The 26,667-nt window shown below is 62.6% G+C and carries 20 protein-coding genes, 2 rRNA genes and 1 pseudogene; 17 read left to right on the top strand and 6 right to left on the bottom strand.

Annotation, left to right across the window (positions count from 1 at the left end):
* Both EJK15_RS18830 and rrf read left to right on the top strand, forming a co-directional pair.
* Positions 1–120 (top strand): 23S ribosomal RNA (locus EJK15_RS18830); the annotation flags it as partial.
* A 72-nt stretch (positions 121–192) separates the two neighbouring features.
* Positions 193–309, top strand: a 5S ribosomal RNA gene (rrf, locus tag EJK15_RS18835).
* 69 nt (positions 310–378) lie between these two features.
* On the opposite strand, the gene EJK15_RS18840 is transcribed toward rrf, so the two are convergent.
* The 3 genes and pseudogenes from EJK15_RS18840 to EJK15_RS18850 form a co-directional block, all read right to left on the bottom strand.
* On the bottom strand, positions 379–1,638 hold the full coding sequence (locus EJK15_RS18840) for a nucleotide sugar dehydrogenase (RefSeq protein WP_138711760.1): 1,260 nt from the start codon (positions 1,636–1,638) through the stop codon (positions 379–381).
* 55 nt (positions 1,639–1,693) lie between these two features.
* Positions 1,694–2,656, bottom strand: a pseudogene (locus EJK15_RS18845) (IS701 family transposase); the annotation flags it as partial.
* A 292-nt stretch (positions 2,657–2,948) separates the two neighbouring features.
* Complete coding sequence (locus EJK15_RS18850) at positions 2,949–3,263, bottom strand: ATP-binding protein (protein WP_138711762.1); 315 nt, start codon at positions 3,261–3,263, stop codon at positions 2,949–2,951.
* A gap of 330 nt (positions 3,264–3,593) precedes the next feature.
* On the opposite strand from EJK15_RS18850, the gene EJK15_RS18855 reads away from it, so the two are divergent.
* The 3 genes from EJK15_RS18855 (at position 3,594) to EJK15_RS18865 (ending at position 5,222) form a co-directional block, all read left to right on the top strand.
* Entirely contained in the window at positions 3,594–4,346 is a 753-nt protein-coding gene (locus tag EJK15_RS18855; protein WP_138711763.1) for a helix-turn-helix domain-containing protein, read from the top strand.
* Positions 4,343–4,552, top strand: a complete 210-nt coding sequence (locus EJK15_RS18860) for a DUF397 domain-containing protein (RefSeq protein ID WP_138711764.1) — start codon at positions 4,343–4,345, stop codon at positions 4,550–4,552. The genes EJK15_RS18855 and EJK15_RS18860 overlap by 4 nt, the downstream gene beginning before the upstream one ends.
* A gap of 406 nt (positions 4,553–4,958) precedes the next feature.
* Positions 4,959–5,222, top strand: coding sequence for a hypothetical protein (locus EJK15_RS18865; RefSeq protein WP_138711765.1), 264 nt, complete (start codon positions 4,959–4,961; stop codon positions 5,220–5,222).
* Between the two features lie 284 nt (positions 5,223–5,506).
* Here EJK15_RS18865 and EJK15_RS18870 read toward each other — a convergent pair whose 3' ends face one another.
* Positions 5,507–6,766 carry a nucleotide sugar dehydrogenase gene (locus EJK15_RS18870; RefSeq protein WP_138711766.1) on the bottom strand — a complete coding sequence of 420 codons (1,260 nt, stop codon included), beginning with the start codon at positions 6,764–6,766 and terminating at the stop codon, positions 5,507–5,509.
* 153 nt (positions 6,767–6,919) lie between these two features.
* Here EJK15_RS18870 and EJK15_RS72810 point away from each other — a divergent pair, with 153 nt between their 5' ends.
* The 5 genes from EJK15_RS72810 to EJK15_RS18895 all read left to right on the top strand — a co-directional run bounded on the left by EJK15_RS72810 (position 6,920) and on the right by EJK15_RS18895 (position 14,595).
* The gene (locus EJK15_RS72810; protein WP_206060950.1) at positions 6,920–7,387 is read left to right on the top strand and encodes a transposase; all 468 of its coding nucleotides are present in this window, start codon (positions 6,920–6,922) and stop codon (positions 7,385–7,387) included.
* A gap of 1,232 nt (positions 7,388–8,619) precedes the next feature.
* Complete coding sequence (locus EJK15_RS18880) at positions 8,620–9,300, top strand: class I SAM-dependent methyltransferase (protein ID WP_138711767.1); 681 nt, start codon at positions 8,620–8,622, stop codon at positions 9,298–9,300.
* Positions 9,301–9,987: 687 nt separating this feature from the next.
* Positions 9,988–12,336: a hypothetical protein gene (locus EJK15_RS18885; RefSeq protein ID WP_138711768.1), complete on the top strand. Its 2,349-nt coding sequence runs from the start codon at positions 9,988–9,990 to the stop codon at positions 12,334–12,336.
* A gap of 331 nt (positions 12,337–12,667) precedes the next feature.
* The gene (gene rffA, locus EJK15_RS18890; protein ID WP_276615403.1) at positions 12,668–13,822 is read left to right on the top strand and encodes a dTDP-4-amino-4,6-dideoxygalactose transaminase; all 1,155 of its coding nucleotides are present in this window, start codon (positions 12,668–12,670) and stop codon (positions 13,820–13,822) included.
* Between the two features lie 32 nt (positions 13,823–13,854).
* Complete coding sequence (locus EJK15_RS18895) at positions 13,855–14,595, top strand: GNAT family N-acetyltransferase (protein ID WP_206060952.1); 741 nt, start codon at positions 13,855–13,857, stop codon at positions 14,593–14,595.
* Here the strand turns inward: EJK15_RS18895 and EJK15_RS18900 are convergent.
* Positions 14,546–15,553: a glycosyltransferase family 2 protein gene (locus EJK15_RS18900; RefSeq protein WP_138711771.1), complete on the bottom strand. Its 1,008-nt coding sequence runs from the start codon at positions 15,551–15,553 to the stop codon at positions 14,546–14,548. The genes EJK15_RS18895 and EJK15_RS18900 overlap by 50 nt on opposite strands.
* Positions 15,554–15,987: 434 nt before the next feature.
* Between EJK15_RS18900 and EJK15_RS18905 the strand changes: the two genes are divergently transcribed.
* The 4 genes from EJK15_RS18905 (at position 15,988) to EJK15_RS18920 (ending at position 20,337) form a co-directional block, all read left to right on the top strand.
* Positions 15,988–17,055: a glucose-1-phosphate thymidylyltransferase gene (locus EJK15_RS18905; RefSeq protein WP_138711772.1), complete on the top strand. Its 1,068-nt coding sequence runs from the start codon at positions 15,988–15,990 to the stop codon at positions 17,053–17,055.
* The gene (gene rfbB, locus EJK15_RS18910; RefSeq protein ID WP_138711773.1) at positions 17,052–18,017 is read left to right on the top strand and encodes a dTDP-glucose 4,6-dehydratase; all 966 of its coding nucleotides are present in this window, start codon (positions 17,052–17,054) and stop codon (positions 18,015–18,017) included. Before EJK15_RS18905 ends, rfbB begins: the two co-directional genes overlap by 4 nt.
* 7 nt (positions 18,018–18,024) lie before the next feature.
* On the top strand, positions 18,025–18,726 hold the full coding sequence (locus EJK15_RS18915; RefSeq protein ID WP_138711774.1) for a class I SAM-dependent methyltransferase: 702 nt from the start codon (positions 18,025–18,027) through the stop codon (positions 18,724–18,726).
* Between the two features lie 114 nt (positions 18,727–18,840).
* On the top strand, positions 18,841–20,337 hold the full coding sequence (locus tag EJK15_RS18920; protein ID WP_138711775.1) for a hypothetical protein: 1,497 nt from the start codon (positions 18,841–18,843) through the stop codon (positions 20,335–20,337).
* Positions 20,338–20,671: 334 nt separating this feature from the next.
* Here the strand turns inward: EJK15_RS18920 and EJK15_RS18925 are convergent, their stop codons facing one another.
* Positions 20,672–21,658 (bottom strand): methyltransferase domain-containing protein, encoded by a 987-nt coding sequence (locus EJK15_RS18925; RefSeq protein ID WP_138711776.1) that lies wholly within the window; start codon positions 21,656–21,658, stop codon positions 20,672–20,674.
* A gap of 267 nt (positions 21,659–21,925) precedes the next feature.
* On the opposite strand from EJK15_RS18925, the gene EJK15_RS18930 reads away from it, so the two are divergent.
* The 3 genes from EJK15_RS18930 (at position 21,926) to EJK15_RS18940 (ending at position 26,210) form a co-directional block, all read left to right on the top strand.
* Entirely contained in the window at positions 21,926–23,005 is a 1,080-nt protein-coding gene (locus EJK15_RS18930; RefSeq protein WP_240777058.1) for a glycosyltransferase, read from the top strand.
* A gap of 454 nt (positions 23,006–23,459) precedes the next feature.
* Complete coding sequence (locus EJK15_RS18935) at positions 23,460–24,233, top strand: class I SAM-dependent methyltransferase (protein WP_138711778.1); 774 nt, start codon at positions 23,460–23,462, stop codon at positions 24,231–24,233.
* A 1,239-nt stretch (positions 24,234–25,472) separates the two neighbouring features.
* The gene (locus tag EJK15_RS18940) at positions 25,473–26,210 is read left to right on the top strand and encodes a hypothetical protein (RefSeq protein WP_138711779.1); all 738 of its coding nucleotides are present in this window, start codon (positions 25,473–25,475) and stop codon (positions 26,208–26,210) included.
* Positions 26,211–26,667: the final 457 nt, after the last annotated feature.

A 26,667-nucleotide genomic window follows, 5' to 3' on the forward strand; every position in this document is an offset into this window, starting at 1 on the left:
GAGGTCTCCCACCACGAGAGTGGGTAAGGCCCCCTATAGACGATGGGGTTGATAGGCCGGAGGTGGAAGCACGGTAACGTGTGGAGCTGACCGGTACTAATAGGCCGAGGACTTGACCACAAAGCATTCTTGCTCGCGTCCACTACGCAATTCTGAGGCAACAAACAGGGATGTTTGTGTGTCTGGCAGGGTTGCGGCGGTTATGGCGGGAAGGAAACACCCGGTTACATTCCGAACCCGGAAGTTAAGCTTCTCAGCGCCGATGGTACTGCACTCGGGAGGGTGTGGGAGAGTAGGTCACCGCCGCACAAATATTTGGTACAGAAAGGGCTCCGACCGTCATGGTCGGGGCCCTTTCTGTTTCCGTCGGACGTGACGTCAGAGCCTTTCCACGTTGGGGCCGCGGCAGCGGTTCCGGGTGTCGAAGATGAAGGGACTCACCTGTTCGATGAGTTCGTAGTCGAGGCAGTCGTGGTCGGTGAGGATGATGACGGCGTCAGCCTGCGCGAGCTCCAGGCGTGTGGCCTTGATGAGGTCGATGTTCAGTGGGTGCAGGAAGCGGTCGACGTGGGGGTCGGCGGCTCGTACGTGAGCGCCGAGCTTGCACAGAGATCTGACCACCTCGATGGCGGGGGACTCACGGCAGTCTCCTGTGTTCTTCTTGTAGGCGAGTCCGAGCAGGACCAGCTGGCTCCCCTTGATCGGTTTGGTGCGCTCGTTCAGGGCCCTGGCGAGCCGGCGTACGACGTGGTCCGGCATGCTCTTGTTGATGTCGTTGGCCAGCTCGACGAACCGGAAGTTGTGTCCGAGGCCGCGTTTGACGGCCCATGACAGGTAGGAGGGGTCGATGGGCAGGCAGTGGCCGCCGACGCCGGGTCCGGGTGTGAAGCGCATGTAGCCGAACGGCTTGGTGGAGGCGGCGTCGAGGGCCTCCCAGACGTCGATCCCGAGTTGCTGCGCGAAGATGGACAGCTCGTTCACCAAGGCGATGTTGACGTGCCTGAAGGTGTTCTCCAGGAGCTTGCACAGCTCGGCCACCTGGGGAGAGGAGACGGGAATGACGTCCCGGACGATCTGCCGGTAGAACGCCTCGATCTTCTTAAGCGAATATTCGTCGATGCCGGAGACGACCTTCGGTGTGTTGCGCAGACGCCATCGGGAGTTGCCTGGGTCGATGCGTTCCGGGCTGTAGCCGAGGAAGAAGTCATCGGGCGTGCGCAGCCCGGAGCCCTTCTCCAGGATCGGGCGAAGATACCCCTCGGTGGTGCCGGGATAGGTGGTGGACTCGAGCGCCACCGTGGCACCTCGCCGGATCAGGAGCGCGATGGAACGGCCGGCCGAGGCGATATGACGTAGGTCCGGGGCTCCCTCGCGCAGAGGGGTGGGGACGGTGATCAGGCAGATGTCGAAGTCCTCGGCCTCGGCATAGTCGGTGCTGGCCATGTAGCAGCCGCCGCGCAGCGAGGCCTTCACCTCGTCGCCGCCGATGTCCTCGACGTAGGACTCACCGGCGCTCAACCGCTTGACCCGCCACTCGTCCACGTCGATACCCACGACGTCGAACCCCGCCTCGACCCCGCGCATTGCCAGTGGCAGGCCAACGTAACCCTGTCCGATGACTACCAGTTTCTCTCTCATTTTCAGACACCCGTCACTTAGAGTGAGATAGAGATAACTGTACGCGCTCAGTGCCCTCCACCGGCCAGCGCAGCCCGGCGGCGGACACCAGCCGGGGCAGGGTGGCGGGCTGTCCGTCGGGCACGAAGCAGTAGTGGAAGGCCAGCTCGCCGGTCGTGCGGTGCTTGCGAATCAGCAGGTAGTGGACGGGGCTGGCGGTGGCGATCCAGGCCCAGGCGTAGGTGCGCTCGCCCTTGGAGCCGTCCCCGGCCGAGCGGATGGTCCACTTACGTTTCTGCTTGCAGTGCCGGGCCACGGCTTGTTCGCAGGTCAGGAAGGTGCCGGCGGCGAGGGTGAGGGTGAAGGTGGCGCGGATGCGCAGCACGTAGGCCTGGGCGTGCTCTTCCAGGAAGGCGCGCAGCTTCGTGCACGCGCCGTAGACCTCATCGCCAGCCACGAAGTCCAGGCGCACCCCGTCGCGGAAGGCATCGCGGAGCAGGCCGATGGCCAGCTCGCCCTTGGTGGCGAAGGCCAGGTCCAGGGGCAGCCCGGTGGTCAGCGCCGTGACCGGGTCGCTGATCTGCTCGGCGGGGATCCACTGCCGAGCGGCGATCAGCGTATGACCCGCGCTGGCGCGGACATAGGCCAGATACACGATGTTGATGCCGTTATCGATGCCGCCCGCGCAGCCCATGTGCTGGCGCTTGACCCCGGCCGTCGCGACGCCCTTCTTCTCCTGGCCGGACTCATCCAGCGCTCCCACGCTCAGGCTGCCTGGCCGGGCGGCGGCGTCCAGAGGCGCGACGGCGAAGCGGCGCACGACGTTCATCGCGCCCAGCGTGTCCCAGCTGGCCCGGTTGAGCAGCCGCTGGGTGGCATCGGGAGATGCGTCACCTACCCACTCGGCGATCGTCCACCCGTTGCGTTTGGGCAGGTCCGACATCACGGCCCGAACGTATTTGGCAGCTTGCAGCCGTGGCTCGATCCGCGCGAACACCGGTGCCAGCCCAGACATCAATTCGTCCAGGTTCCGTTGCACGCGCAGGGCCTCTACGATAAGCGCAGCAGCCGCTTCTGATCTTGTACTTCTCACACAGACATGATCACGAGCGGCTGTTCTCGTTGTGCGGGACTGCCATCACAAGATCGCATCGACCCAGAGCGCATCATCCCAGCTCACACAGCGAATGGCGGCAGCCGTACTAAGGCACGCGAAGGTCTGAAAGCGCAGCCAGGGGGTCGAAGCGCAGCGGTCCCCGTCGATCTGCAACCTTTTCCGCCTTATGGGCGCCGCGCCCGACCTCATCGCGTATGCTCAGCAATCTCCTTTCCTAATCCCGCGGTAGCAGTGCCCACACGACTCGTTCCCCCGCCTGCGTGCGGTCGGTGCCCCAGCAGCCGCAGGTCAGCGCGTCCACGATCCACAGGCCCCGACCCCGCGACTCATCCGGCCCCGGCATGTGCGGCAGCGGGACGCATGTCGACAGGCCAGGATCCACCACAGTCAACCGCCAGTAGCGCCGTTCCCTTTCGTCCGTCGGCCGGAGCGTCATCCGCACCCAAGCGCCAGCACCGTGGACCAGCGCGTTGGTCGCGAGCTCGGGTGCGATGAGCTGAAGGTCGGCCAGCGCCGGGTGATCGCCCACCCATTTCCGAAGCTCTCGACGGGCCAACCCGGGAAGTAGGGCACCGTCGCCGATCTCGCCGGTAAGCCATTCTTTGATGCCTGCGTATGGCTGGTCTATTACGTCTACCTGCATGGTCACCTCGGGGGCGTACATTTTCCTCTGGATCTGTGTGACTACAGGCCTAAGCATGACCCTTCACCTGGGCAATGTCGCCAGAAAGGCCCATCCAAAATCTTCACAACATGTGATTCACTTGTGCGTACGGACGTAGGGCAATGCCGGAAGGTGCGATATGGAGGAAGACGGGAATAGCATCGGAAATCCGCCAGCGAGGAATATCGGCGACGAATGCACAATTATCGGACGGCGACCGGTCTAACCCATGCACGCTTGGCGCCGCTGATTCCCTGCAGTGAAAGCCTCGTGGGCGCCGTGGAGCGTGGCACCAGGCCACCCACGGAGCCTTTCACCCGAGGGCTAGAAAAGGTGCTCGGGTTGGATGGGGAGCTGCTTGAGCTGCTGCCGGCAATCCGGGACGTCAGCCCCAAGTGGTTCCGCAGATGGCCAGCTATTGAGGCGGCAGCGAAGAGCATTCGCATCTACCAACTGGCGCTGGTCCCTGGCCTTCTCCAGACGCCCGCCTACGCTCGTGCTGTCTTCGAAGGAGAACCGGGAGCCATCCCCGGCGAGGTAGAGAAGGCCGTCAATGCTCGGCTCCAACGTCAGGCCATCCTGTCTCGGGCCAATCCGCCGAGCATCTCCGTGATCCTTGATGAGAGCGTCCTCCTCCGCCAGATCGGCGGACCGGAGGTGATGAAGGAACAGGTCAATTATCTGCTAGACATGATGACCCGCCCATACGTTACCGTGCGGGTTGTCCCCCTTTCGTCGTGCAGCACTGCGGGCCTGATCGGTCCGTTCGTACTGGCATCCGATGACGAGGCCAACGCGGCGTTCTTGGAGAACGCCGAGACTGGAGAGGTCATCCAACAGGCGGAGATGATCCACAAGCTGAATCAGAGATGGGAGCGACTCTCCGGCCTGGCCCAGCCGACCTACGAAACCGTGAAGATCACTATGAGGGTGATGGAGTCACTATGACCGAGGAAGAGCTGGCCACTGCTGCCTGGCGGAAGGCTAAGGCCAGCGGAGGCACCGGCGGCGACTGTGTGGAGGTTGCCCCTCTCAGCGGAGGGCGGGTAGGGGTGAGGCACAGTCGTCACCCGGAAGGACCTGCCCTGATATTCACCAAATCCGAGTGGGACGCCTTCAAGGACGGCATGTCCAAGGGAGAGTTCGACTTCTAGTCAGCCCACGAGGGGTCTGCCGATAGGTAGGCCCCTTCGTGCGTCCGTGATCCCTACGAGGTACGTATGGTCGCCTTCGCGACCATGTCGTAGACACCCAGCACCAACAAGCCAACTTCGAATTCGGAAATCGGGCAAGCACGAGAGACATGGCAGCAACGTGGCCGCGTCTTGGCGGCAGGGGTGTACGTCTGCGGTGCTACGAGATCCTGGCATCGGTCCCGACCGTCGCGCACGTCATCATCTCCGAGATCGGCCTGGAGATGAGCCACTTCCCACCGCCAAGCACCTAGGCCCTGGGCCCGCTTCGCCCCCGGCGTCAAGGAATCTGGCCAGCAAGAAGAAGGGTAAAGGTGCCACCGGCCACGGCAGCGCCTACCTGGCCCGGGTCCTGGGCGAGGCGGCCGTGGCCACCGACCGGGCCGAGATCTTCCTCGTCGAGCGCTACCGTCGCATCGCCCATCGCCGCGGCAACAAGAAAGCTATCGGCGCTGTCAGCATCTCCATCCTGACCATCATCTGGCACTTGCTCTCCGACCCCACGGCCCGCTTCATCGACCGCGGCACCGGCTTCTACGACAACCGTCTCGATCCCGAACGCGAGAAACGCCGCCACACCCGCCGGCTCCAAGCCCTCGGCTACAGCGTTACTGTCGAACCCGCCAACTGATCCCGCATCGCCTCGAAACGCCCGCGCCTGCTGGCCTCCGCTGCCGCCTGTCCACTGAACGACGGATCTTTGGATCAGCTGCTGGACCATGTGGAGACGTGTCCCTCCGCAGAGAACTACGCGTCGGCGCCCATATCGTGAACCACCAGCGTCGCCGTCCTGCCAACTGGGAAATCGGCCGGTACAGGAAACAGAGAGGCAACATGGCCATGTCTTTGCAGCGGGAACAGCAGACCCGCGGCGCAGTGGAACACCCGAGATAGCTGTCCCGTCGTTGATCTTGGTCAGAGTCGTTCGACGTTGGGTCCCCGGCACCGGTTGCGCGTGTCGAAGATGAACGGGCTCACCTGCTCGATCATCTCGTAGTCGAAGCAGTCGTGGTCGGTGAGAATGACGACGGCATCAGCCTGCTCGAATTCTTGGCGGCTCGCCTCGACGATCTCGATGTTCGGTGAAGCCAAGAAACCTTTCACGTACGGGTCGGCGGCTCGTACTCGGGCCCCCAGCTTGCAGAGAGACTTGGCAACCTCGATCGCGGGGGATTCGCGGCAGTCTCCTGCGTTCTTCTTGTAGGCGAGTCCGAGCAGGAGCAGCCGGCTGCCCTTGATCGGCTTGGCTCGTCTGTTGAGGGCCAGGGCCAGCCGCCGTACGACGTGGTCTGGCATGCTCCTGTTGATGTCGTTGGCCAGCTCGACGAACCGGAAGTTGTGTCCCAGACCCCGCTTCACCGCCCATGACAGGTAGGAGGGGTCGATGGGCAGGCAGTGCCCGCCGACGCCGGGGCCCGGCGTAAAGCGCATGAAGCCGAACGGTTTGGTGGAGGCGGCGTCGATCGCCTCCCAGACGTCGATCCCGAGTTGCTGCGCGAAGATGGACAGCTCGTTCACCAGCGCGATGTTGACGTGCCTGAAGGTGTTCTCTAGGAGCTTGCACAGCTCCGCCACCTGGGGAGAGGAGACGGGAACGACGTCCCGGACGATTTGCCGGTAGAAAACCTCGATCTTCTTCTGCGAATACTCGTCGATGCCCGACACGACCTTCGGCGTGTTCTCCAGACGCCATCGGGAGTTGCCCGGATCGATGCGTTCCGGGCTGTAGCCGAGGAAGAAGTCATCGGGCGCGCGCAGCCCGGAGCCCTTCTCCAGGATCGGGCGAAGATACTCCTCGGTGGTGCCGGGATAGGTGGTGGACTCCAGGACCACTGTGGCCCCTCGCTGAATCAGCGGCGCGATGGAACGGCCGGCCGAGGCGATATGACGCAGATCCGGAGCGCTCTCACGCAGGGGGGTCGGCACGGTGATCAGGCAGATGTCGAACTCCTTGGCGTCGGCGTAATCGGCGCTGGCCATGTAGCGGCCGGCGCGCAGCGCGGCCTTCACCTGGTCGTCGCTGATGTCCTCGACGTAGGACTCACCGGCGCTCAGCCGCTTGACCCGCCACTCGTCGACGTCGATCCCCACGACGTCGAACCCCGCCTCGACCCCGCGCATTGCCAGGGGCAGGCCCACGTAACCCTGTCCGATGACTACCAGTTTCTCTCTCATTTCCGGACCCCCGTCACTTAGAGTGAGATGTGACTAACTGTAAGCGCTCGGTGCCCCCATATCACCCATTTCAGTGCACCCGTGGCGTGGCGTGTCGTACCGTCGCCGCTCCTACGGGTCTGGGGGCCTTAGACCCGGGAGTATGAAAGAAATGTGAAGGAACGGGGGAATCCTCAAGCGAGCCACGTCTACAGCGTCGAGCTGCAGTCCGCACGCGCCAACGGCATGCCACGGCCCGCCAGTACGTCCCGCCGTGGCGGTCTGGCCTGCCCACCGCACCACACCGCATGGGCCTCCGACGGTCCGGCAGGCGGCCCGCTGGTTCTTGCGCAACCCGTCAGCCTCGATCCCGCTGAGCAGCGCCGGCTCGACGCGCTATGCGCCGCCAGCCGTCAGTCAGGCGCCTCCTTCGTCACCGGCCTACACGGTGACCAGGACGCCGTCACCTCCGGCCGCACCCTGCCGTACAGCTCCGGCCCTGTCGAAGGGCACATCAACCGGTCAAAACAATCAAGAGACGAGGAACGCATGCCTGAGTCCGAGTTCGCCGTCGTCGACAGAGAGGACGGCATGCCGCCTCCGTCGGGATCGGTTGAATGTTTCTCAGCGATCATGAAGTAGACCCCGGAGCCGGCCCGCCACTGTCGGAATTCGGCACTGGACGTTTTCATCCCGCTTCGCGGAGCTTCAGCCACGAATTGTCCCGTAGATGCTCCCGTTACGCAGTGCGAGGTCATCGACACCCAGCACTGCCAGGGCTGCCTCTAGTGCCGGGCACAGCTTAGCTTGATCGGCGCAATCCGGCTCACCGCTATGGCCGGACGTGCGGCCAGGCAGGGACCCGTGCGGTTGCCTATCGCAGTGCGAGCGCCCGCAGCAGCTGGTCTGCCACGACGCTCCGGCGGCAATATCCGATCATTAGGCCGGATACCTCAACGAAAGTGTGCCTTCTGCATCGCTCTCTGGTCGACACGACGACGGGAGCAGGTCGCGTGCGCCGGTTGTCAACGACGGCGGGGACTCTCCGACTGTGGGTGGAACTCACCCAGAGGCAAAGAAATTCTCCGTTCTGGGCATGGCACGGCAGAAAGCACGCACCTCACCGGATATTGCCAGCGCACCATAGCCGTGAAGGGCACGGCATTGGCGGGCCCACGGCCACGAGCGATCAGGGGATTCAATGGACACACAGGCAGCCGTGGAGCCAACCCAGACCAGCGCCGTCCTCCAGGGTGCCACCAGGCAGGTGACCGTTGACATCGTGCTCTATGAAGGACGTGAGGCTCCCAGCTGTGTGCATGCGTTCCTCGATGACTTCTTCCCGCCTTGGATGATGACGATCGTGGATACCGCCCAGGTGAGGCCCATCGCCATGGCCGGGAAGGTAAGCCGAATCCACCTCCACAGAATGAACATCAGGGGCGGGGGCGCGGCGCTGAAGGCAGCCTGGCGGGACAGCCTTGCCGACATCCCGCCTTCATGGATGTCGATCTCTCCGTTGAACTCAGCGCCGACGAACTGGATTGAGGACCTCGGCCCATGGCCCCGTGGTGAGCACGGCCATCTACGACCGCAAAAGGTCTGGCCAGAGTCGCCTAGTGGATCTCACAGGCATGACCCAGATGGACGTGGCCGATTGGCCGAGCTCGCACCGACGACTTCGGACTCGGTGGTGACTAGGCCGCGAAAGCACCTCGGCGAGACCCTCCGCAGCTAGCGGAGCGGAACGCCCAGCGGCGATTGGCAGCCTTCCTGGAGGTCGGCGCTCGTGCCTGCCTATTTCCTGCACTCCTGCTCCGTTTCATGGCATTTGGCCTAGGCCTCCTGCCATTCAAAGAAATGACGATACACATATGGACACAGCAGAGAACCACCAAGGCGTACTCGAACGGCAAGAGCTGGCCAGGGATGCCTGGCGGCTCTACGCGGGCGCGCCCATCGCGCTCCGACTCAAGCAGCGGCTCCGCGTGCTTGTCTGCCCGTTCGAGGAGGCGCTCAGCATAGTTCCGGAGGGCTCCAGCGTGCTCGACCTCGGCTGCGGGTCAGGATTGTGGCTCGGGCTCCTGGCGGCCCATGGCAGGCGGATCGAGGGACACGGGTTCGACTCCTGCTCGGTCGCGATCGGGTTGGCGAACGGGATGGCAAAGCGGCTCGGTGACACCGGCTCAACGCTGTTGTTCGAATGCCGTGACGCCCGCTCCCCGTGGCCGGATCGCACCTATGACGTGGTCCACATGCAGGACGTCATCCACCACGTGCCGGTTCCCGCGCAGCGGATGGTGTTCGACAAGGCCTGCGCGTCCGTCCGGGTGGGGGGTGTGTACATCTACAGGGACATGAGTGCCCGGCCATTGTGGCGGAACGCGGCTAGCCGCCTGCACGATGTGATCGTTGCCAGGGAGTGGATCCATCCCGTTCCCATCGCGACTGTGGAGGGATGGGCGATGGAGAACGGGCTCGAAAGGGAGGTCGCCAAGACTGTGCATCGCGTCGTGTATGCGCAGGACATGCGTGTCTTCCGCAAGACGCGGTAGGGCACCACACAGGGGTCCTCTTCCATCTTCATAGTCGGCGAGCAGTTGGGGTGTCCTGACGGCTTCAGGCCGAATGGTCGACGTGAGAGGACGGTTCTCGATGTCCCTTTCGTCACTGGGATCGGGTGAGGCGGGCTGGTCGGAGGCTCGTTACCGGTTCACGAGCGCGGCTGAGCGAACAGACCTTGCTCGTCTCGACGAGAATGCCGCGGCTGAAAGTGGTTGAGCTTGGAGCGGATGTTCTCGGTGTTCTTCGGCACGATGAGCAGGTCCAGGGCCAGACAGAGGTCACGTGTCTGCAGGGTCGGCCGGTGTCGGTGGCTACGGCGAGTATCTGCAGCCGCCCTGCTGCGACAGGACAGCGGTGGTGGTCTCTCACCTCCGCTCGAACAGTGAGCGCCTCAACGGCACGCACTTGGGCAAGCACAAGGAGTACGACCTCAAAGCCGTTCGGATCTGGGGCATCCTGCGCCGCTGCAGGCCATCGGCCTGGTCATGCTTGCCGATAAGCGTTACGTCGGCCGCGGTTGGATCTGCCGCTCAGGGACATCCTCAAATCGGGCGCGGCGTGGTGAATACATCCTTTCCGAATATTCGTTGTTACCTTGGGCAGACACCGGCAAAGCTATCGCCAGGAAAAGGATGTTGATCCCTCATCCGGAGCCGTTCCCAGCGAGAATTGCGCACATGAATGAGGTCCCCACGCCCGCAGGCCCTTCGTCGATTCAAACCGAATGTCAGGAAGCCATTCGGCCGAATCGCCTGTCGCAACACGAGAAGCGTGCCGGCCGACGCTGGGGGGAACGAAAAATAGCGATATCGGGGTGGCTGCCCACAGCGGTGGTGACGACCTTTATCGCGGTGGTGCTCGTCTTTTATGACGTTTCCGTCCTGGACATCGTTGCTTTTGCAGCCTATCTGATATTTGGTTTGGCGCTTCCTGGCACGTTGCTCATTCGTGCCACGTACGGCGGGAAAAGGACCTTCGCGGAAGAGGCCGCGCTCGGAACCGCGTTGGGATACGCCATAGAGGTGCTCGCCTATATTCCCGCACGCGCGATCGGGCTGCCTCTCCTAGTGATCGCTTGGCCGGTCATCACGTATGCGTTGTTCCTGGCGGTGCCGGGGCTGCGCCGGCATTGGAAGGGCAAGCGTCACCTGAAGGCCCCCGCATGGTGGTCGTGGTCCATGGCCCTCATCATCGCCTACATGATCGCTCTCAGTGCGGTCACCTTTTACCGGACCTTCGATGTCGCCCGCCCGGAACTTTGGGGCCATAGTGCCGACCGGACTTTTCACCTGGCATTGCTCGGTGAGCTGAGACATCATTTTCCGCCGACCTTCCCTTTCGTCGCCGGCGAACCTCTGCACTACCACTGGTTCGTTCACGCGCATTTGGCGGCGGCGAGCTGGATCACCGGAGTGGAACCGATGGTCCTGCTCCTGCGGCTAGGCATGCTGCCGATGCTGGCCGCGCTGCTCATACTTGTGGCGATGACGGGGCGGCGCCTGACTCGTTCCTGGACGGGAGCGCTGCTCGCCGTCGCCGGAACTCTCTTTTTGCGGACACCGAATCTCTATCAAGGCCCTAACTGGGGATTCACCTATGGCGGAATTCAGGACGTCACGTGGGGTAGCCCCAGCCAGACCTTCGGCGCCCTCCTGTTCGCCCCGGTGGTCCTTCTCACTTTGGACCTTGTCCGGCGCGCACGCTCCGGTCTTGTCAAGTGGCTCCTACTGGGAATCTTTCTTATCGCGATCACAGGGGCCAAGGCCATATTTCTGCCCTTGCTCTTCGCGGGGCTGATGGCCGTGATCGTGGTCGAAGTCGTCAAAAGACGTCCGATGCCATGGGCTGCGTTGGCGATCCTGATGATGACCGCTCTATGTTTGCTCTTTTCGCACCTCGTGCTTTTCGGTCAGGTGAAGCTGGGGATGGTCTTCGCTCCTCTCGCTCACATGCGTGTGGCCTGGTTGCAGCTGACCAACAGTGAGCCCGCGCCTGTCGCGCTGTTCGGTCTCGCGATGGTGTATCTGCTGTGCTGGGCCTTGGCCTGGTCAGGGATCGCGGGACTGGCCAGTCGGCCGGGGTTGTTCACCAGCCCCGATGTGACCCTTATGCTCGGCATCGGTGCCGCAGGGCTCGGCGTGGCGCTGATGTTCGGCCATCCCGGGCATGGCGAGCTCTACTTTTTGATGGGCGCCCTTCCCTACCTGACCACCGTCGCGGTCTACGGCCTGCTCGTCGCCCTGTCATGCGCGAATCTGCCGCATGGGACGACGGCCTTCGCGGCTATCGTTGGAGCCGGGACGGCCTTCGCGCTGCCTGTCCTCTTCGCAGTCGGCGTCCCTTTGGGACCGGGCAAGGCGGAGGTTGATCTATTCAGGCCGTACGTCATCTTCGCGGTCGCCGCCGTCCTGGTGATCGCCTACCTGGCGGTATCCATGGGATGGGTTCGCGCCGGGGCAGTTGCGATCGTCTCGTTCATGGCCATGAGCCTGCCTGTCGAGATATACGAGCGACTCGCCGTCATTGGTGTGCCTGTTAGGGACGGAGCTCTTCGTTTGCCGAACACCCCGGAGGAGACGCAGGCGATGCCCTCAACCGCCTTGACGGCGCTGCGGTGGCTGCGCGCGAAGTCACGGCCGGACGAGCTGATCGCGACGAACGCGCACTGCGACTGGCGGCTGGAGGCTCCGTGCAACCACATCCGACTTTGGGTGTCTGCGTTCACCGAGCGTCGTGTCCTCCTCGAGGGGTGGGGGTACACACCGCGGGGACAGCAAAGCTGGCAACCGGGACGGAATATCGATCCTCAGTTCTGGGATCCTCGCCGGTTCGAGGCGAACAGGCAAGCGTTCGAAGCATCGTCATGGGCCACTGTCCGTCACCTGCAAAAGCATTACGGAGTGACCTGGCTGTTTGTCGACGAACGCAGAATGGGCTTGGGCTCAAAGATGGAGGACGTCGCCCCGCTCATGTTCCGCTGCGGTAATTACTCTGTATACCGGATACCGGGCGACAGCCGCGACTAGAAATAGTCCGCCAGTAATACGGGTCGGGGTCATGCTGCGTCAGCAAGGGCCGGGTGAGGTGATCGAACGGGAAACACGGGGCGCGTGGATCAAACGCCCGGCTTCAGGATGGAAAACCCTCAATGATCTCCAGTTGCCGCTTGACAACTATCTTGGAGCATCGAGGCAACTCGAATAGGGGCGCACCCTGGAACAGGGCGGACGGAACGATGATCGATCTCCGCCGAGCCGGCGATCTACCGGTCGGTTGCGGGTAAGACCTCCGCAAGGGCTTCCCAACACGCGGCGGCAGTGTGCGCGTCAACGGTCCCACCGGTGTTCACTCGCGACTGTGAGCACAGCTAGGTTGAGAACTGTTCCCTTCAACAAGCCGCACGTCTCAGCGAACGAGCTGGGTTACGTCGCGGAGGTTGTGCGACTTGGAACAACGGCCGGGGACGGCCCCTTCACGCACCGGGCCGCCAGCCTCCTCAGCGAGATGACCGCAGCGCGCCACGTTCTCCTCACGACCTCCTGTACGCACGCCCTTGAAATGTCGGCGATTCTGCTTGATCTCCGGCCCGGCGACGAGGTGATCATGCCGTCGTACACATTCATGTCGACGGCCAATGCGTACGCGCTGCGGGGGGCGGTACCCGTGTTCGTCGACTGCCGGCAGGACACACTGAACATAGACGAGCGGCTCATCGAGGCGGCCATCACCGATCGCACGCGCGCGATCGTGGTCGTTCATTACGCTGGCGTCGGTTGCGCGATGGAGGTCATCGGCGAGGTCGCCAAGAGGTACGGTCTTGCGCTGATCGAGGACAACGCGCACGGATTGGGTGGTTCCTACCACGGGAAGCCTCTGGGGTCGTTCGGCTCCATAGCTGCTCAGAGTTTTCACGAAACCAAGAACGTTCAGTGTGGCGAAGGCGGCGCGCTGCTCCTCAACGATCCAGCGCTGGTCGCGCGAGCCGAGATCGTGCGGGAGAAGGGCACTGACCGTAGCCGCTTCTTCCGGGGCCAGGTGGACAAATATCGTTGGCTCGACATCGGTTCGAGCTACTTGCCGTCCGACGTGCTGGTGGCACTACTCATGTCGCAGTTGGAATCGTTCGACGAGATCCAGCTGCGCCGTCACGCCGTATGGCAGGCGTATCATGATGGCTTGGCTGACTGGGCGGCGAGCAATGGGATTCCACAGCCCATGATTCCGGATGGCTGCAAGCACCCGGCTCACCTGTATTACCTTCTGCTTCCCGACCTGCAGAATCGCCAGGCGTTCATCGCCCACCTGGCCGAGCGAGGTGTGCAGGCGGCTTTCCACTACCAGCCCCTGCACTCAGCGCCCGCTGGGATGCGGCACGGGCGGCAAGCCCCCGGGGGCTGCGCCGTCACGGAGCAGATCGCCGATCGGCTGGTCCGGTTGCCGCTCTTCGCTGATCTGGATGAGCATGACGTGGCGCACGTCATTGACGCCGCCCGGACCTACAAGCTGAACTGATTGCGCAGCGCACGGTGATGGAGGCGAATGCCATGCGAGCCGAGGCGTCTCCACTCGAGTCCGCCCGATTCGGGTATTCGGTGGAGCGACTGACTGTTGTCGATGAGACGAGATTCTCTTTTCCGGCCGTCCGCGAAGCCGTCATGGGCTCGGCTGCAGACGTTATCGTGCTGCGATATCCAGCGGAATATGTCGGATGGTTCGCGAAACTGGCCACGCTCGACAGGACCGCCGTATTCGCCGATACCCTGGTGTACTGGCGCTTGCCCGCGGGAGAAGGCCGCCGACCGGAACCGGAAGGGGATATACACGCTACCGAATTGACCAGCGCGGCCATGGTCAGAGCGCTTGTCTCTGAGATATTTGTGCGATATGGAAATCATTATCTGGCGAATCCTCTCTTCGGCGCCGCCGCGGCTCTGGAGGGCTATCAGGAATGGGCACTGAGATCGACCGCTGCTGGGAAGTGCCTGGCGCTGACTGACGACTCTCGCGTCTGCGGCATCGCCACGCTGGAGGAGGACGAATCAACGACGGAGATTCTGCTGGCCGGTGTCGTCCCCGCGGTACAAGGGCATGGGCTCTACGCTCACTTGCTGAGAGCGGTTGAGGATCGCGCGCTCGGGCGTGGTGCGGCAGAAGTTGTCATCTCCACCCAGGGGCACAACACACGGGTGCAGCGGGCCTGGACGAGGTACGGGTTCGTGCCGGTACAGACCCTGCTCACCGTTCACCTGATCCGGCGGCCACTCCTGCCCGGGTGCGGAGCATAGCGCCGTCTGGCGGTCGATGAACCTCCACGGAGCCGGACGACCCCACGCGCTTGCAGACCAAATAGGCCGGCCGTCCCATGCCGCTGCCATGAATGCGACCGATGTATTCTCCGAGCACGCCGATAGCCGTCAACTGCGCCGATGAGAACAGCGCCACCATCGAGGCAATCGTGGTGTACCCGGCCACCGTGGTGTCGCCCCTTGCGAATCGCCATAGCACAATGCCGCCCAAGAGCAGTCCCAAAACTCCGACGAGGAATCCTAGATAGCTCGCCGCGCGCAGGGGAGCGGCGCTGTAGCCGAGGAGCATGTTAGCCGCATGCCGGAGCAGAAGGCGTGGTGTGTAATTGGACCGCCCATCGACGCGTTTGTTCATCCGCACCTCGACTGAGCCGACTTGCGTGGTGGCCCATGACAGGGCCACGTCGACGCACACGTGTGGTCCGGTCAGTTCTTCGAAGCCGTCGCGCAGGTGCGTGCGGAAGGCCCTGAAGGCGCTAATCGTCCGTGCACTTCGAATCCCCAGGGCGCGGGCCATGCACGCCTTGACCGTCCTGGAGGCGAGGCTGCGAAGAAATCCGTGCTCCTCGTCGTGCGGGACGCCGTACACCAGGTCGAGGTGATCGCCTTCGATGGCGGCCAACAGGAGGGGAATCTGTTCTGGCAGATGTTGCAGATCGTCGTCCATCGTGACGACCACTTGAAATGCCGCCTCCCTTATGCCGGCGACGAGAGCATTGTGCTGTCCGTAGTTACGCGACAGCAGGATTGCGCGAGCCGGCCCTACCCGGTGGGCCAACTCTTCGGCGACCTTCCACGTATCGTCTGGACTTCCGTCGACGACGAGGATCACCTCATGCGGAACGGACAGATCATGTAGGACGGATGTGAGTCTGTCCACTAGTATCGGAAGAGTACGCGCAGAGCGATAACATGGTATGACCACAGACACCGACATTTGGTCCCTCGATTATCAGCGTTAGCTTTTAGGTGTCGATTCAAATTGTGCTTGTGTATCGCCGCCTTACTCGTGGCTCTGATCGCCTCTGGCGCAGGCCGGCTGTCCTTGTCGGGTGGTGACCCCCGACCTGTGGGCCAGTGCCGTCTGTCGGATCGACCGAACGCCATCGATTCCCATTTTTGTCGGATTTGTCGGAATTTCAATCGTCCTGGTCCTGGCTCTTATCATCATCACGACGCTGCTGATAGGCCATGTGACACGCCGTCCGGGAATATGTCGTAATCACGGAAAAGTCTGGTCACGGCAAGGCGCGTAACAATTTTGAACAAAGCGCAGAGTGGCGGAAGGCTCCACGTTGGAGTTCTTCAGCACGATCGAGTGCATGGTGGTCACTACCGCCATGCGCTCTTCGCGGAAGGACTCAGCAGACGATGAAGGCGCTCGTTCTGGCGGGTGGTAAGGGGACACGTCTTCGCCCGCTGACCCATACATCGGCGAAGCAACTGGTTCCCGTTGCGAATAAGCCCGTCCTCTACTACGGGCTCGAGGCCATACGGGATGCGGGCATCATCAGCGTCGGCATCATCATTGGCGATACGGGGGCCGAGGTTCGGGCTGCCGTCGGCGACGGCTCACGTTTCGGCCTCCACGTGACCTACATTCCCCAGGAAGCACCGCTGGGGCTGGCGCACTGCGTGCTGATCGCCAGGGATTTCTTGGCGGACGAGCCTTTCGTGATGTACCTGGGCGACAATTTCCTGATCGGCGGGATCGCCGACCTCGTCGATGCCTTTCGCATGGCGCACTACGACGCCCAGATCCTGCTCACCAAGGTCACCGAACCCCAGTTCTACGGAGTCGCCGAACTCGGCCCCGAGGGGAAGATCCTCCGGCTGGAGGAGAAGCCCGAGTGCCCACGCAGCGATCTTGCGATTGTCGGCGTCTACACCTTTTCGCCGGCCATCCACCAAGCAGTCCGAGCGATCACGCCCTCTGCGCGAGGCGAGCTGGAGATCACAGACGCGATCAAATGGCTCATTGACAATGGCTTCAGTGTCCACTCCCACTTCGTCACCGGCTACTGGAAGGACACGGGGCGACTCGAGGACATGCTGGAGTGCAACCGCATCGTGCTGGAGATGATCGCTCCGGGAGTACGGGGAATGGTGGACACGCGTTCCGAAGTCACCGGCAATGTGATCATCGAGGCCGGGGCATCGGTGGAGAGATCGGTGATCCGCGGACCTGCGGTCATAGGTGCTGGAACCAAGGTCAGCAGCTCATATGTCGGTCCCTACACTTCGATCGCGGAGAACTGCCTGTTGCAGGACGCAGAGGTGGAATATGCCATCGTGCTGAAGGGCTCCACCATTAAGGGGGTGTCCCGGCTCACGTACTCGCTGATTGGGCGGAACGTCGAGGTCACCCGGGCAGAGGGAGTTCCCAACACGCATCAACTGATGCTGGGCGACCACAGCAAGGTGCAGGTGCGGGCATGAGAATCCTCGTGGCAGGCGGTGCGGGATTCATCGGCTCTCACTACGTGCGATCGCTGATATCCGGCCGCTACGCCGGCTTCGAGGACGCACATGTGACGGTGCTGGACAAACTCACGTATGCCGGCAACCTGGCGAATCTGCGTCCGGTCACTGGGCACTCACGCCTCTCTTTCGTCCACGGGGACATCACCGACGGCCAACTCCTCGCCGAGGTGCTGCCAGGTCACGACGTCCTACTCAATTTCGCTGCGGAGACGCACGTTGATCGGTCGATAGCCGGTCCCGGAAACTTCGTGGTCACCAATGTGTACGGCACGCAACAGCTTCTGCAGGCGGCTTTGGACACCGACGTCCGTACGGTGATCCAGGTGTCCACGGACGAGGTATACGGATCCATCGATGACGGATCCTGGGTCGAATCCGAGCCGCTCCTGCCCAACTCCCCTTATGCAGCTTCCAAAGCCGGAGGGGACCTGCTCTGCCGCGCGTACTACCAGACCTATGGGCTTGATGTCCGGGTGACCCGCTGTTCCAACAACTACGGCCCCTATCAGTATCCCGAGAAGATCATCCCGCTCTTCGTCACTCGCTTGATCGATGGACGGAGCGTTCCTCTGTATGGGGACGGCCAATATGCCCGCGAATGGCTCCATGTTGAGGACCACTGCCGTGCGGTCCAGTTGGTCCTGGCCAAGGGGGCCGGCGGCGAGGTTTATAACGTCGGGGGCGGGATCGAGCTGACCAACTGGCAGCTCACAGATCGGCTGCTCGCCGCCTGCGACATGGACTGGAGCATGGTGGAGAACGTGCTGGACAGGCCTGGGCACGACCGACGCTACTCAGTCGACAGCAGCAAGATCCAGGGGCTCGGCTTCGAACCCCTGGTCAATTTCGACGAAGGTCTAGCTGACGTCGTGCAGTGGTACCGCGACAACCAGGCATGGTGGCGTCGCTTGACCTAGGGGGATCATGGAAGCCACGGAGATTCGTCGCACGGTCGAGCTGGAGGACCGGCATTGGTGGTATCGCGAGCGGCGCGCCATTCTCGCGCGTGAGCTGCGCCGCCTCGGCACACCGGGCAGGGCGCTCGACGTAGGTGCCGCAGGGGGTGGCAACACGCGGGTGCTGGTTCAGCACGGATGGGACGCGTTGGTCGCGGATTACTCGGAAACAGCGGTGGAACTCGCTCGCGGACGTGGGCTGAAGGCGATCCACGCTGACGCACGTGATTTGCCGCTGCCCGATAGATCATTCGATCTCGTCCTCGCCCTCGATGTGCTCGAGCACATCGAGGAGGACACTCGAGCGGCTCGAGAGCTCCTGCGCGTACTCCGGCCCGGTGGAACGGCGTTGATCTCCGTACCCTGCGACATGGCGCTCTGGTCGGCGCATGATGTGGCATCAGGCCATGTCCGCCGCTACACATACGACGGCCTGCACGCACTGCTGACGGCTCAGGGCTTGACCATCGATCGGGTCTGGAGCTGGAACGTATTGCTCCGGCCCGTCGTCGCCCGGCGGCGGAAACACACCTCCGGGTCCGATGTCATGGAGACACCGCGCCTGGTCAATATGGGACTCACAGCAGTGATCATGCTGGAAAGGTACCTGCCGGTGAAGTCTCGGCCCGGCGTCTCACTGATCGCACGAGCACACCGACCGCGCCAATAAACGCGTTTGATCAAGCTCGACGAGCCGCCATACCTGGCGCGACGACGACGTAACGCGAGCTGCACGTGCCCATGAAGTTCGAAGGAATTTGCCCAGATGACGAATAGCCGTCTCATGAATCGACTGCGCCGGGAAAGAGAGTTCGGTGACATGAGGCCAGATGGCTCCGCTGCCGCGCCTCTTGGATCACGTCTGTTCACCGCCCTGCGTAAACCCATCGTCCTCGCCGTAGCCATCGCTGTGTTCCTGCGTTCGGCAGCCATGCTTGGCTACCCGCGAGCATTCTGGTTTGGAGATTCGGGCAGCTACGTTGCCCACTCGCTGCAACTCTTGCCCAACCCCGCGAAGCCTCTTGGTTATTCAATACTTCTCCGAACTCTCCTGCCCTTTCATAGCAATGTGCTCGTAGCGGCGATCCAACATGTCATGGGCCTCGGTATCGGGATCATGGTTTATGCCCTGCTCCGTCGATGGCAAGTGCGGCCGATGCTGGCGGTAGCGGCTGCTCTTCCCGTTTTCCTTGATCCTCGCCAACTCTTGATCGAGCACTCCTTGCTCAGCGAGACGCTGTTCACCTTCTGTCTGACCGGGGCTGTCGTCGTCACCCTATGGCGGCGTCGGCTTACCGTGCCGACAGCAGTACTGGCAGGACTCCTTATCGCCGCCGCCGCGCTCACCAGATCGATAGGTATGCCCATTGTGGTCGTGTACTTGGCGCTCCTACTGGTGCAGCGAGTCAGGTTCCGCACGCTGCTCGCGGCCATAGCGAGTTGTCTCGCGCCGCTCTTGGCTTACGGTCTGTGGTTTCAGGTACACCACGGCTGGCTCACCGTCGGCGCGAACAACGGGCTAATCCTTTGGTCGCGCACTATGTCGTTCGCCGACTGCGCAGAGATACGGCCCCCGGCCGATCTCGCCCCACTTTGCCCGCCGAAATCGCACCAAGCCGCAGGCGCCTGGCCATGGAACCTGTTGCTGCACCCGAAGGATCCTGGATCCTACGAATGGGGGCCTAATGCCTGGTATTACCACACGAGTAGCCCTCCGTTCGGCCCGGAGAACAATTCCCTCGCGCGACGGTTCGCACTGCACGCCATCGCCGCCCAGCCTGTGGACTACACTCTGGTAGTGGTGCGCGACTTGGCCCGTTCCTTCGCCATGAGCGACCCACCGGTGGACAACGACTCCGTCTTTCTATTCTCTGTTGCAAAATACATGGGAGTCCAACCGCGGGCGGTGGACATGGCGGCAATGTATGGATATGGAGATACGGTCCTCGGGATCGATCGGTTCCAGATGTTCCTCGAACGGTATCAGTATTGGATATTTCTGCCTGGGCTGGGCCTGTTCGCTGTGATGGCGGCACCCATGGTGCTTGCAGTCCGCTATAGACGTCTGCCGATCCCGTCGCTGATGCCATGGACAATAGCGGTTGCACTCGTGGTGCTCGCGGTAGCCACGGGCTGGCCCGAATACCGTTATCTTCTCCCTGCATTCCCTCTGGCATGCATGGCGCTGGCCCTCACCATGGCCTGCGGCAAAGCGCGGCGCACCGCCACCGGCAGCGACACGACGCCCGTCATTGGCACTCGGACGGAGGCGGCCTCGTAAGGCATCTGCTCTGCACACAAGGCCCCACATCCCGTTCACTTGTTGCATCAGCCCCTGAGCCTGATTGCGGCTGTTCCCAGAACCCGTTGATGGGCACGGATAAAGAAAGCTCAACGGCCTGAATGCGTCAACATTCAGGCCGAGGGCAGGTCATGACCTTCCGGATGGGTATGTGACCGTCCGCCATTTTGGCCAGCAGGGCGCGCCGGCGATGTTCACGACGATGTCCAATGGCGGGAGCGTTGTAGGGTTGTCCGAGGTCAGGCGCTTGCCAGGCGCCGGCAGGGCGGTTGACGATCCGCCCGCGCAGCAACTGAATGCGTTGCGTGCCGGGCTACTTGATGCCGCTTATCACATATAGTCCGCGGTGACGTTCGATCGATACCTTGGACAAACCGACTTCCTTTGTCCACTGCTGCAGACGGCTACGTGTCTGTGGCCGCTCGTATCGCGGCGCGAACCAATCAAAGGTGTCAAGCACTGACCAATCTCGCCTGGCCTTCTTGTTGGGCAGGTTAAGATGCCGATGATTCGCGACGGGAACCAAGCGTGCCAGATAGGCTCCTATACGGGGTATTGCAGTGAGCATCATGGAAAGCGGGAGGAGCTTCGGCGCAATTTTCTGGACGATCCCGTAGAGCCGCGCGGGCGGGATGCGCCTGGTCACTGGGCGTAGGAGATGCCGGGGATGAAGGTAGGCAATCGGTGCCGCGTACACGTCGATGCAGAAGCGGCCACCCGGGCGCACGTAACGGAAGAGCGTCTTGAAGGTACGCTCGACGTCAGGTGTGTGCTGGATCACGCCGAAACAAATCAAGTAGTCGAAGGACTCCTCAGGGAGCGGCAAGTCGTAAATACTGGCCTGTAGCAGGCGCAGGTTGGAGAAGCGGCCATTCGAGGCGGCGTTCGCGTGGACCGCGCTGGAGATGTCGAACGACGTCACGATGGCACCGGTCTCGCAGAGCACCTCGGTGAAGCGCCCGGCGCCGCTACCGCATTCAAGCACGGTTTTTCCACGCAACTCCTCTGCGGTCCAACCGCTGGCATTCATGACCCGATCACGGGAGATCGGCATGCCGGAGTAGGAGTCGAGCTGAGTCAGCCGGTGTCGGTTCCACTGGTAACCGAATCCTTCGGCGTAGCTTTCCTGCGGGACGAATCTCGGGATTCCGTCGTCGATGGGGTACGTGCTCGCGCATGCCTGGCATGTGAGTTCGCCGTGGAGGAGGCGGAGCGCGGCATGGCAGCGGAGGCAGCGCAGCATCGAGTACCACGGATTCCCTGGATCAATGCCGACAGGCGTGGGTTTCGAGAGAGTCATTCGACTGACCGTTCAGTAGATGGAGAAGGATGACCACGTGTCGGGGGCATGACCCTTCGATGGCTCGCTACTACAGAGCGTGATCGGCCTGACACGAGTATGGCAGAGGCGGACCTTCGCGGCTTCGCGCGACACACCCTTTGTCTGTCTTGACCATGAGGGTCCGAACGGACACGCTGAGTAGCGACTCGGTGTCGATGAGTGCCTATGGGAGCTGTCGTGGTAGCGCTTCGCAGAGTTGCCCTCCTCATCAACGAATTGCAACGGATGGGGGGAACAGAGGTTCAGCTGTGCTTACTGGCTCGTGCGCTACGGCACAGTGGCATCGATACCCACGTGATCCTCCTGCAGGAGGGAGGGGCTCATGTGCCGGCATTGCGTTCGGCCGGGATCGAGGTGTATGAGCTACGGCTCGGCTCCTTCACGTCCTGGCCGGAGGCCCTGGCCAAAGGGCTGAAGGGTGGTATCAGCCTGGTCCGGCTGTTGCGGCGGCTCAAGCCTCAGGTGTTCCATGCGTTTCTGTATGCGAGTTACGTGCTGGGGGCGCCTGCCGCCCGCACGGCGGGGGTTCCGGTGGTGGTCGCCGGCCGACGCAGTCAGAGCTTTTTTAAACAGGGGCGCAGGTGGGTGTTCGCCTTGGAAAGGTGGGCGACTCGCATCACGGATCACGTCATCGCCAACGCCGTTGCGGTCATGGAAGACGCACGCATGGTGGAGCGTGTGCCTGGACGCAAGCTGAGCGTCATCTACAACGGCCTTCCAGCATCAGCGTTCGAGCGGATCACGCCCGAGCCGATCGAGACCTCACTCCCCGTGGTCGTATGCGTGGCCAATCTCTTGCCGGTAAAGGGGCATCGGTTTCTCATCGAGGCCGCATCGATGCTCTCGTTGAAGGATCGGCCCTGCACTCTGGTGTTCGTCGGCGACGGACCCGAGCGTGGAAGCCTGGAGAGGTACGCGTCCGATCTCAAGGTCGACGTGCTGGTCATGGGATCTCGCACCGACGTCAGACCATTCCTTGCCCGCGCCGACGTGGTCGTTCTGCCTTCGCTCAACGAAGGCCTGAGTAATGCGATCATGGAGGCCATGGCCGCTGGACGACCGGTCGTCGCCACCGCGGTGGGAGGCACGCCCGAGCTTCTGGACGGCCGCGGCGTCCTTGTTCCTCCCTCCGATCCCGTGGCCTTGGCGGATGCCGTATACCGTCTCCTTGACGATTCAGAGCTGGCTCACGCGCTAGCGGCTGCGGCGTGTGCCTGGGCCCGTAAGAACCTCGACGGGACCATCCTCGTTGAGGAGCACTTGAAGCTGTACCAGCGACTCTTGGACGACCGATGCGGCCGGTAGGTCATGCGTTTGTACTCGAGACGAACCTCGTAACGGGGAGATTCTGGCACCTGGCCAGAGGAATCTCGGCGCAGCCATGCATCCGCGCGGCGATGTTGACGGGCCCGCGCCCGCTGTGGCGTTGGCGATCGGAGATCCTCCAGGAACTCAAACACCGAGACGATCGCGAACTGGTGAGGCGGCCATGGCGGCTGGCCACACTGCGGGGCCCCTGTGGCGTCTGAGCGGCAATCCCATGATGCTGTCGGATGCGGTCGTCGTTCTCTCAGCCGACGAGAACAGCCGACGGGACTAACAGTGTCCTCCTGGGACACGACCGGTTGTACCCATCAAAAGAGGAGACCAATTATAGGAAAGTGGCGTCGTGCCACAGATGGGGAGAAGCTCGCACGGGTTACCGTTGACTGGTGATGAGTCAACAGGCGACTCATAGGGAGTTAGAGTGCCTACGAACATGGTTGAACCCGAACGCTGGACGCCAGAGCGAGTGAAGGCGTTCTGGGACCACTGGTATCAGCAAAAGAACCGCGGGCCGACATTCTCTGAGGAGGTTGGGCGCGGTGTCGTCCGATACCTTCGCCGTCGTGGCTTTCTCAAAAGAGATGTCCTGGACTACGGATGCGGTGCGGGAGCGCTCGCCAGAGAGATTGTCCGAGGCGGTGCTGAATGCTGGGGCTGCGACTGGTCGGCGGCTTCCGTCCAGGCCGCTAATGATCTTCTAGACGGAAGACGCGGGTGGCGTGGCGCAGGTATGGTCGACGATCCCAACGCCTCCTATTTCGGTCGCCTGTTCAGTCTCGTCACCTGCCTGGAGACCGTGGAGCACGTGACTCCGAAGGAGGAAGGCGAATTCTTCGCGAACCTGCGGGATGTCACGAGGCCTGGTGGTTGGATCTTCCTGACCACACCTAACGACGAGGACTTCGATGCGTCCTCGAAGGTCTATTGTCCCTTCTGCGATTCACGCTTCCATCAATACCAGCACGTGCGTACGTTCAACGAGAGCACCCTCGCGACGACCATCGAGAATCACGGCTTCAAGATAAAGACGATCGATACGGTGCACTTCGGTTTCTATCAAGCTCCCAGGTGGCCCGGGGTGATGAACGTGAACCTCCGGTACCTAGCGCGAGTCGCCGCCGGAATTCCTGGCAGTCCCGCCTCCGCCTTCTATCAACGAATGCGGTTCAAGCAGCCTCAACTCTGTGCACTCGCTACTAAGATTTGAATCGCGCGACCCTCGCACCGCGTGGCCACCTCGGGCTTCAGCGTTGTCGCGGTCGCCCCGGCTTCCGTCCTTTAAATGATCATGCTGCCATGTTCTCTCAGATCTGGAGCACGGCTTGGATTTCTTCGGGCAGCCGATCGGGCGCGCCAACCCGGCGGCCAGATTCCGGAAGCCGGCCATGACGCGAGGAGCGGTGCCAGCGCGGATCTTCGAGGCGTCCTCGCGATGCGTGTCGTCGCGGAGGTAGTGCAGCGCCGTGATGGCCCAGTGGCCGTCGGATCAGTGCGGCGGACTGAGCAGGCCTGCCGCCGGGGCGCTTTGAGGCGGTGGTGAAGCGTGGCCTGGTTGCCGTGGACCATGAACAGGTGGTGGCCGCCGGCGGCGACGATCTGGCGGGCAGGCTGGGGTCGTATCCGCTGATGAACTGGGTGATCGCCGCCAGCGCGTGGTCCCACTGAGTACGGCGATCAGGGCTGAAGCCGGCAGCGAGCCCAGCCGATAGCGGCGTCCCCGGCGGCTGCGCGGGGTCGGGCGGCGCGTCCAGGACCTCGACCGGTGCGTGAAGGACGTTCGGGTCGGTGACGAGGGGTCGGCTGCTTGAGCGTTGGGCCCCCCTTCGACCCTCGTCCGACTCACTCTGGCTTCACCAATCGAGAACGCTCAGGCCTGCCCTGGAGCACGCCCGGACCTTCTGCGCGGACTTCTTCGACCACTACCGGCACGACCATCGCCATTCCGGGATGGGATTGCACACCCCGGGCTCGTTCTAGTTCGGCACCACCGAGCAAATCCAGGCCAAGCGGTCCAGGTGCTGGCGGCGGCCTACGGGCAACCCCAAGGCGATTCGGCATCCACCGGGCGTGGTCTGGCTGGTACGGGACGTGCGCTGGGGCCGATGACATTGCCCTCGGCCAAGATGGCAGGTGAAATGGTTTGCGGTGTCTTGAACAATTCGTCCTGAAGTTGCGGGTCGCCACAGGCTAGAGTCCATTCGCGCGGTAGGGCCTGTTAGGCGATCTGCGATACGGCCTGCCGGCCGATCCACAGGATTAATCGGCGATCCTCGTGACCGCAATGAACGCAAGATTCGGACATCCGGCATCCAACTCCGAAAGATGCAGGCATATCTCCTGCGCTGTACACCGCACGGAATGGCATGAAGTAGTTGAACGCCGTCCAGGATTTACGACTTGCCGAGACACGAGAATGCCGTAATAGAGAATTTGGGGAGGTAAGACCATGCGCAAATTTATATCGGTTGTCGCGTTGCTGTCAGTGGCGTTGTTCACGGCCAGCCCGGCGCAGGCACAACCGAGGCGGATAGTCAACAGTAACGGAGATTTCAGTTGGTTCATTCGAATCACATCTGGGGACGGCGCAGCCGGGTTCGTCAGAGGTCCGAACCCGACACCCATAGGCACCGGAAGTGCACACCTATCGACGGGAACTCAGGGCGACCAATCAGCCGAGTTCAGGAACACGGCGTTCCATGGGCAGAGGCTGGCCAACCTGAGAGACCTCTCATACTCCACGTTCGTGCTCTCCAACAACGGCCAGCAATTCCCCTATCTCATCCTGCATGTCGACACGAACGGTGACCTGGTTGCCGAGGACCTCCTGTTCTTCGAGCCTCCGTTCCAGAGTCCCGGCAACGGCGGACCTACCTGCGCGGACCCGAGCCAGCCCGACACATTGCTCACCACGTGGCAGACTTGGGAGGCTACATTGGACAACTGCTGGTACGGCCTGGACGCCGCCACGTTCGCCCCCAGCTTCGCGGGCCCAGGCATTGCCACACAACCTCTTTCCGATTACGTGGCCCTGAATCCCAATGCCAGGATCGTGAACCCCTCCGGCCTGGGTGGCATCAGGCTTCTAGTCGGATTCGCCCTTGCGGCTGACCGATTCGTCAGCTATGTAGACAACTTCACGCTCCAGTTCGGGATCTACTCCCGGATCTTCGACTTCGAACTATGAGCGAATAGGGGCTTCAATATCTCGTTTCCGCCCGCTCGAGGCGGAAACGAGGTATTCGGCCAGCCGCCCCGACGTTCGCCGCCAGCCCGGTCGTCAAGCTGCTCGACGGCGTTGGCTATGTGTTCGAAGCTCACTCGTCCCGAAGCCGACTTGGCGACGGCTGCGAGGCCCTTCGCCCCGCTGGTGACGTTCAGGGGATCCGCCTGATCCGGAAATCGGAGTAAGCAGGAGCGCGGCGGCAGACTCTGGCGTGCTCGGTACGCCGGGGGTCGTGAGCGTTGTGGTTCTGGTGGCGGCAACGCTTCCCTCGCCTGTCCCTTTCCGACACTCCGGCTCTTTCGGAGCTGAGTAAATGTGTAAGAGAGTGCCTGGATGCCGGCGACGTGCTCACGCAGGCGGAGCGCGGACTTCTTGGTGACCGGTTGAGGGAGCTTGAGCAACGGCTGCCAACGTGGGA

It is taken from the genome of Nonomuraea basaltis, assembly GCF_005893125.1.
In the GTDB taxonomy this organism is placed as follows: domain Bacteria; phylum Actinomycetota; class Actinomycetes; order Streptosporangiales; family Streptosporangiaceae; genus Nonomuraea; species Nonomuraea basaltis.

Excerpts from the sequence above, each read along its gene's own strand:
- EJK15_RS18840 (WP_138711760.1), bottom strand. The coding sequence starts at position 1,638 with ATGAGAGAGAAACTGGTAGTCATCGGACAGGGTTACGTTGGCCTGCCA.
- EJK15_RS18855 (WP_138711763.1), top strand. The coding sequence starts at position 3,594 with ATGCACAATTATCGGACGGCGACCGGTCTAACCCATGCACGCTTGGCG.
- EJK15_RS18860 (WP_138711764.1), top strand. The coding sequence starts at position 4,343 with ATGACCGAGGAAGAGCTGGCCACTGCTGCCTGGCGGAAGGCTAAGGCC.
- EJK15_RS18870 (WP_138711766.1), bottom strand. The coding sequence starts at position 6,766 with ATGAGAGAGAAACTGGTAGTCATCGGACAGGGTTACGTGGGCCTGCCC.
- EJK15_RS18880 (WP_138711767.1), top strand. The coding sequence starts at position 8,620 with ATGGACACAGCAGAGAACCACCAAGGCGTACTCGAACGGCAAGAGCTG.
- EJK15_RS18885 (WP_138711768.1), top strand. The coding sequence starts at position 9,988 with ATGAATGAGGTCCCCACGCCCGCAGGCCCTTCGTCGATTCAAACCGAA.
- EJK15_RS18895 (WP_206060952.1), top strand. The coding sequence starts at position 13,855 with ATGCGAGCCGAGGCGTCTCCACTCGAGTCCGCCCGATTCGGGTATTCG.
- EJK15_RS18900 (WP_138711771.1), bottom strand. The coding sequence starts at position 15,553 with ATGTCGGTGTCTGTGGTCATACCATGTTATCGCTCTGCGCGTACTCTT.
- EJK15_RS18905 (WP_138711772.1), top strand. The coding sequence starts at position 15,988 with ATGAAGGCGCTCGTTCTGGCGGGTGGTAAGGGGACACGTCTTCGCCCG.
- rfbB (WP_138711773.1), top strand. The coding sequence starts at position 17,052 with ATGAGAATCCTCGTGGCAGGCGGTGCGGGATTCATCGGCTCTCACTAC.
- EJK15_RS18915 (WP_138711774.1), top strand. The coding sequence starts at position 18,025 with ATGGAAGCCACGGAGATTCGTCGCACGGTCGAGCTGGAGGACCGGCAT.
- EJK15_RS18920 (WP_138711775.1), top strand. The coding sequence starts at position 18,841 with ATGAATCGACTGCGCCGGGAAAGAGAGTTCGGTGACATGAGGCCAGAT.
- EJK15_RS18925 (WP_138711776.1), bottom strand. The coding sequence starts at position 21,658 with ATGACTCTCTCGAAACCCACGCCTGTCGGCATTGATCCAGGGAATCCG.
- EJK15_RS18930 (WP_240777058.1), top strand. The coding sequence starts at position 21,926 with ATGGGGGGAACAGAGGTTCAGCTGTGCTTACTGGCTCGTGCGCTACGG.
- EJK15_RS18935 (WP_138711778.1), top strand. The coding sequence starts at position 23,460 with ATGGTTGAACCCGAACGCTGGACGCCAGAGCGAGTGAAGGCGTTCTGG.
- EJK15_RS18940 (WP_138711779.1), top strand. The coding sequence starts at position 25,473 with ATGCGCAAATTTATATCGGTTGTCGCGTTGCTGTCAGTGGCGTTGTTC.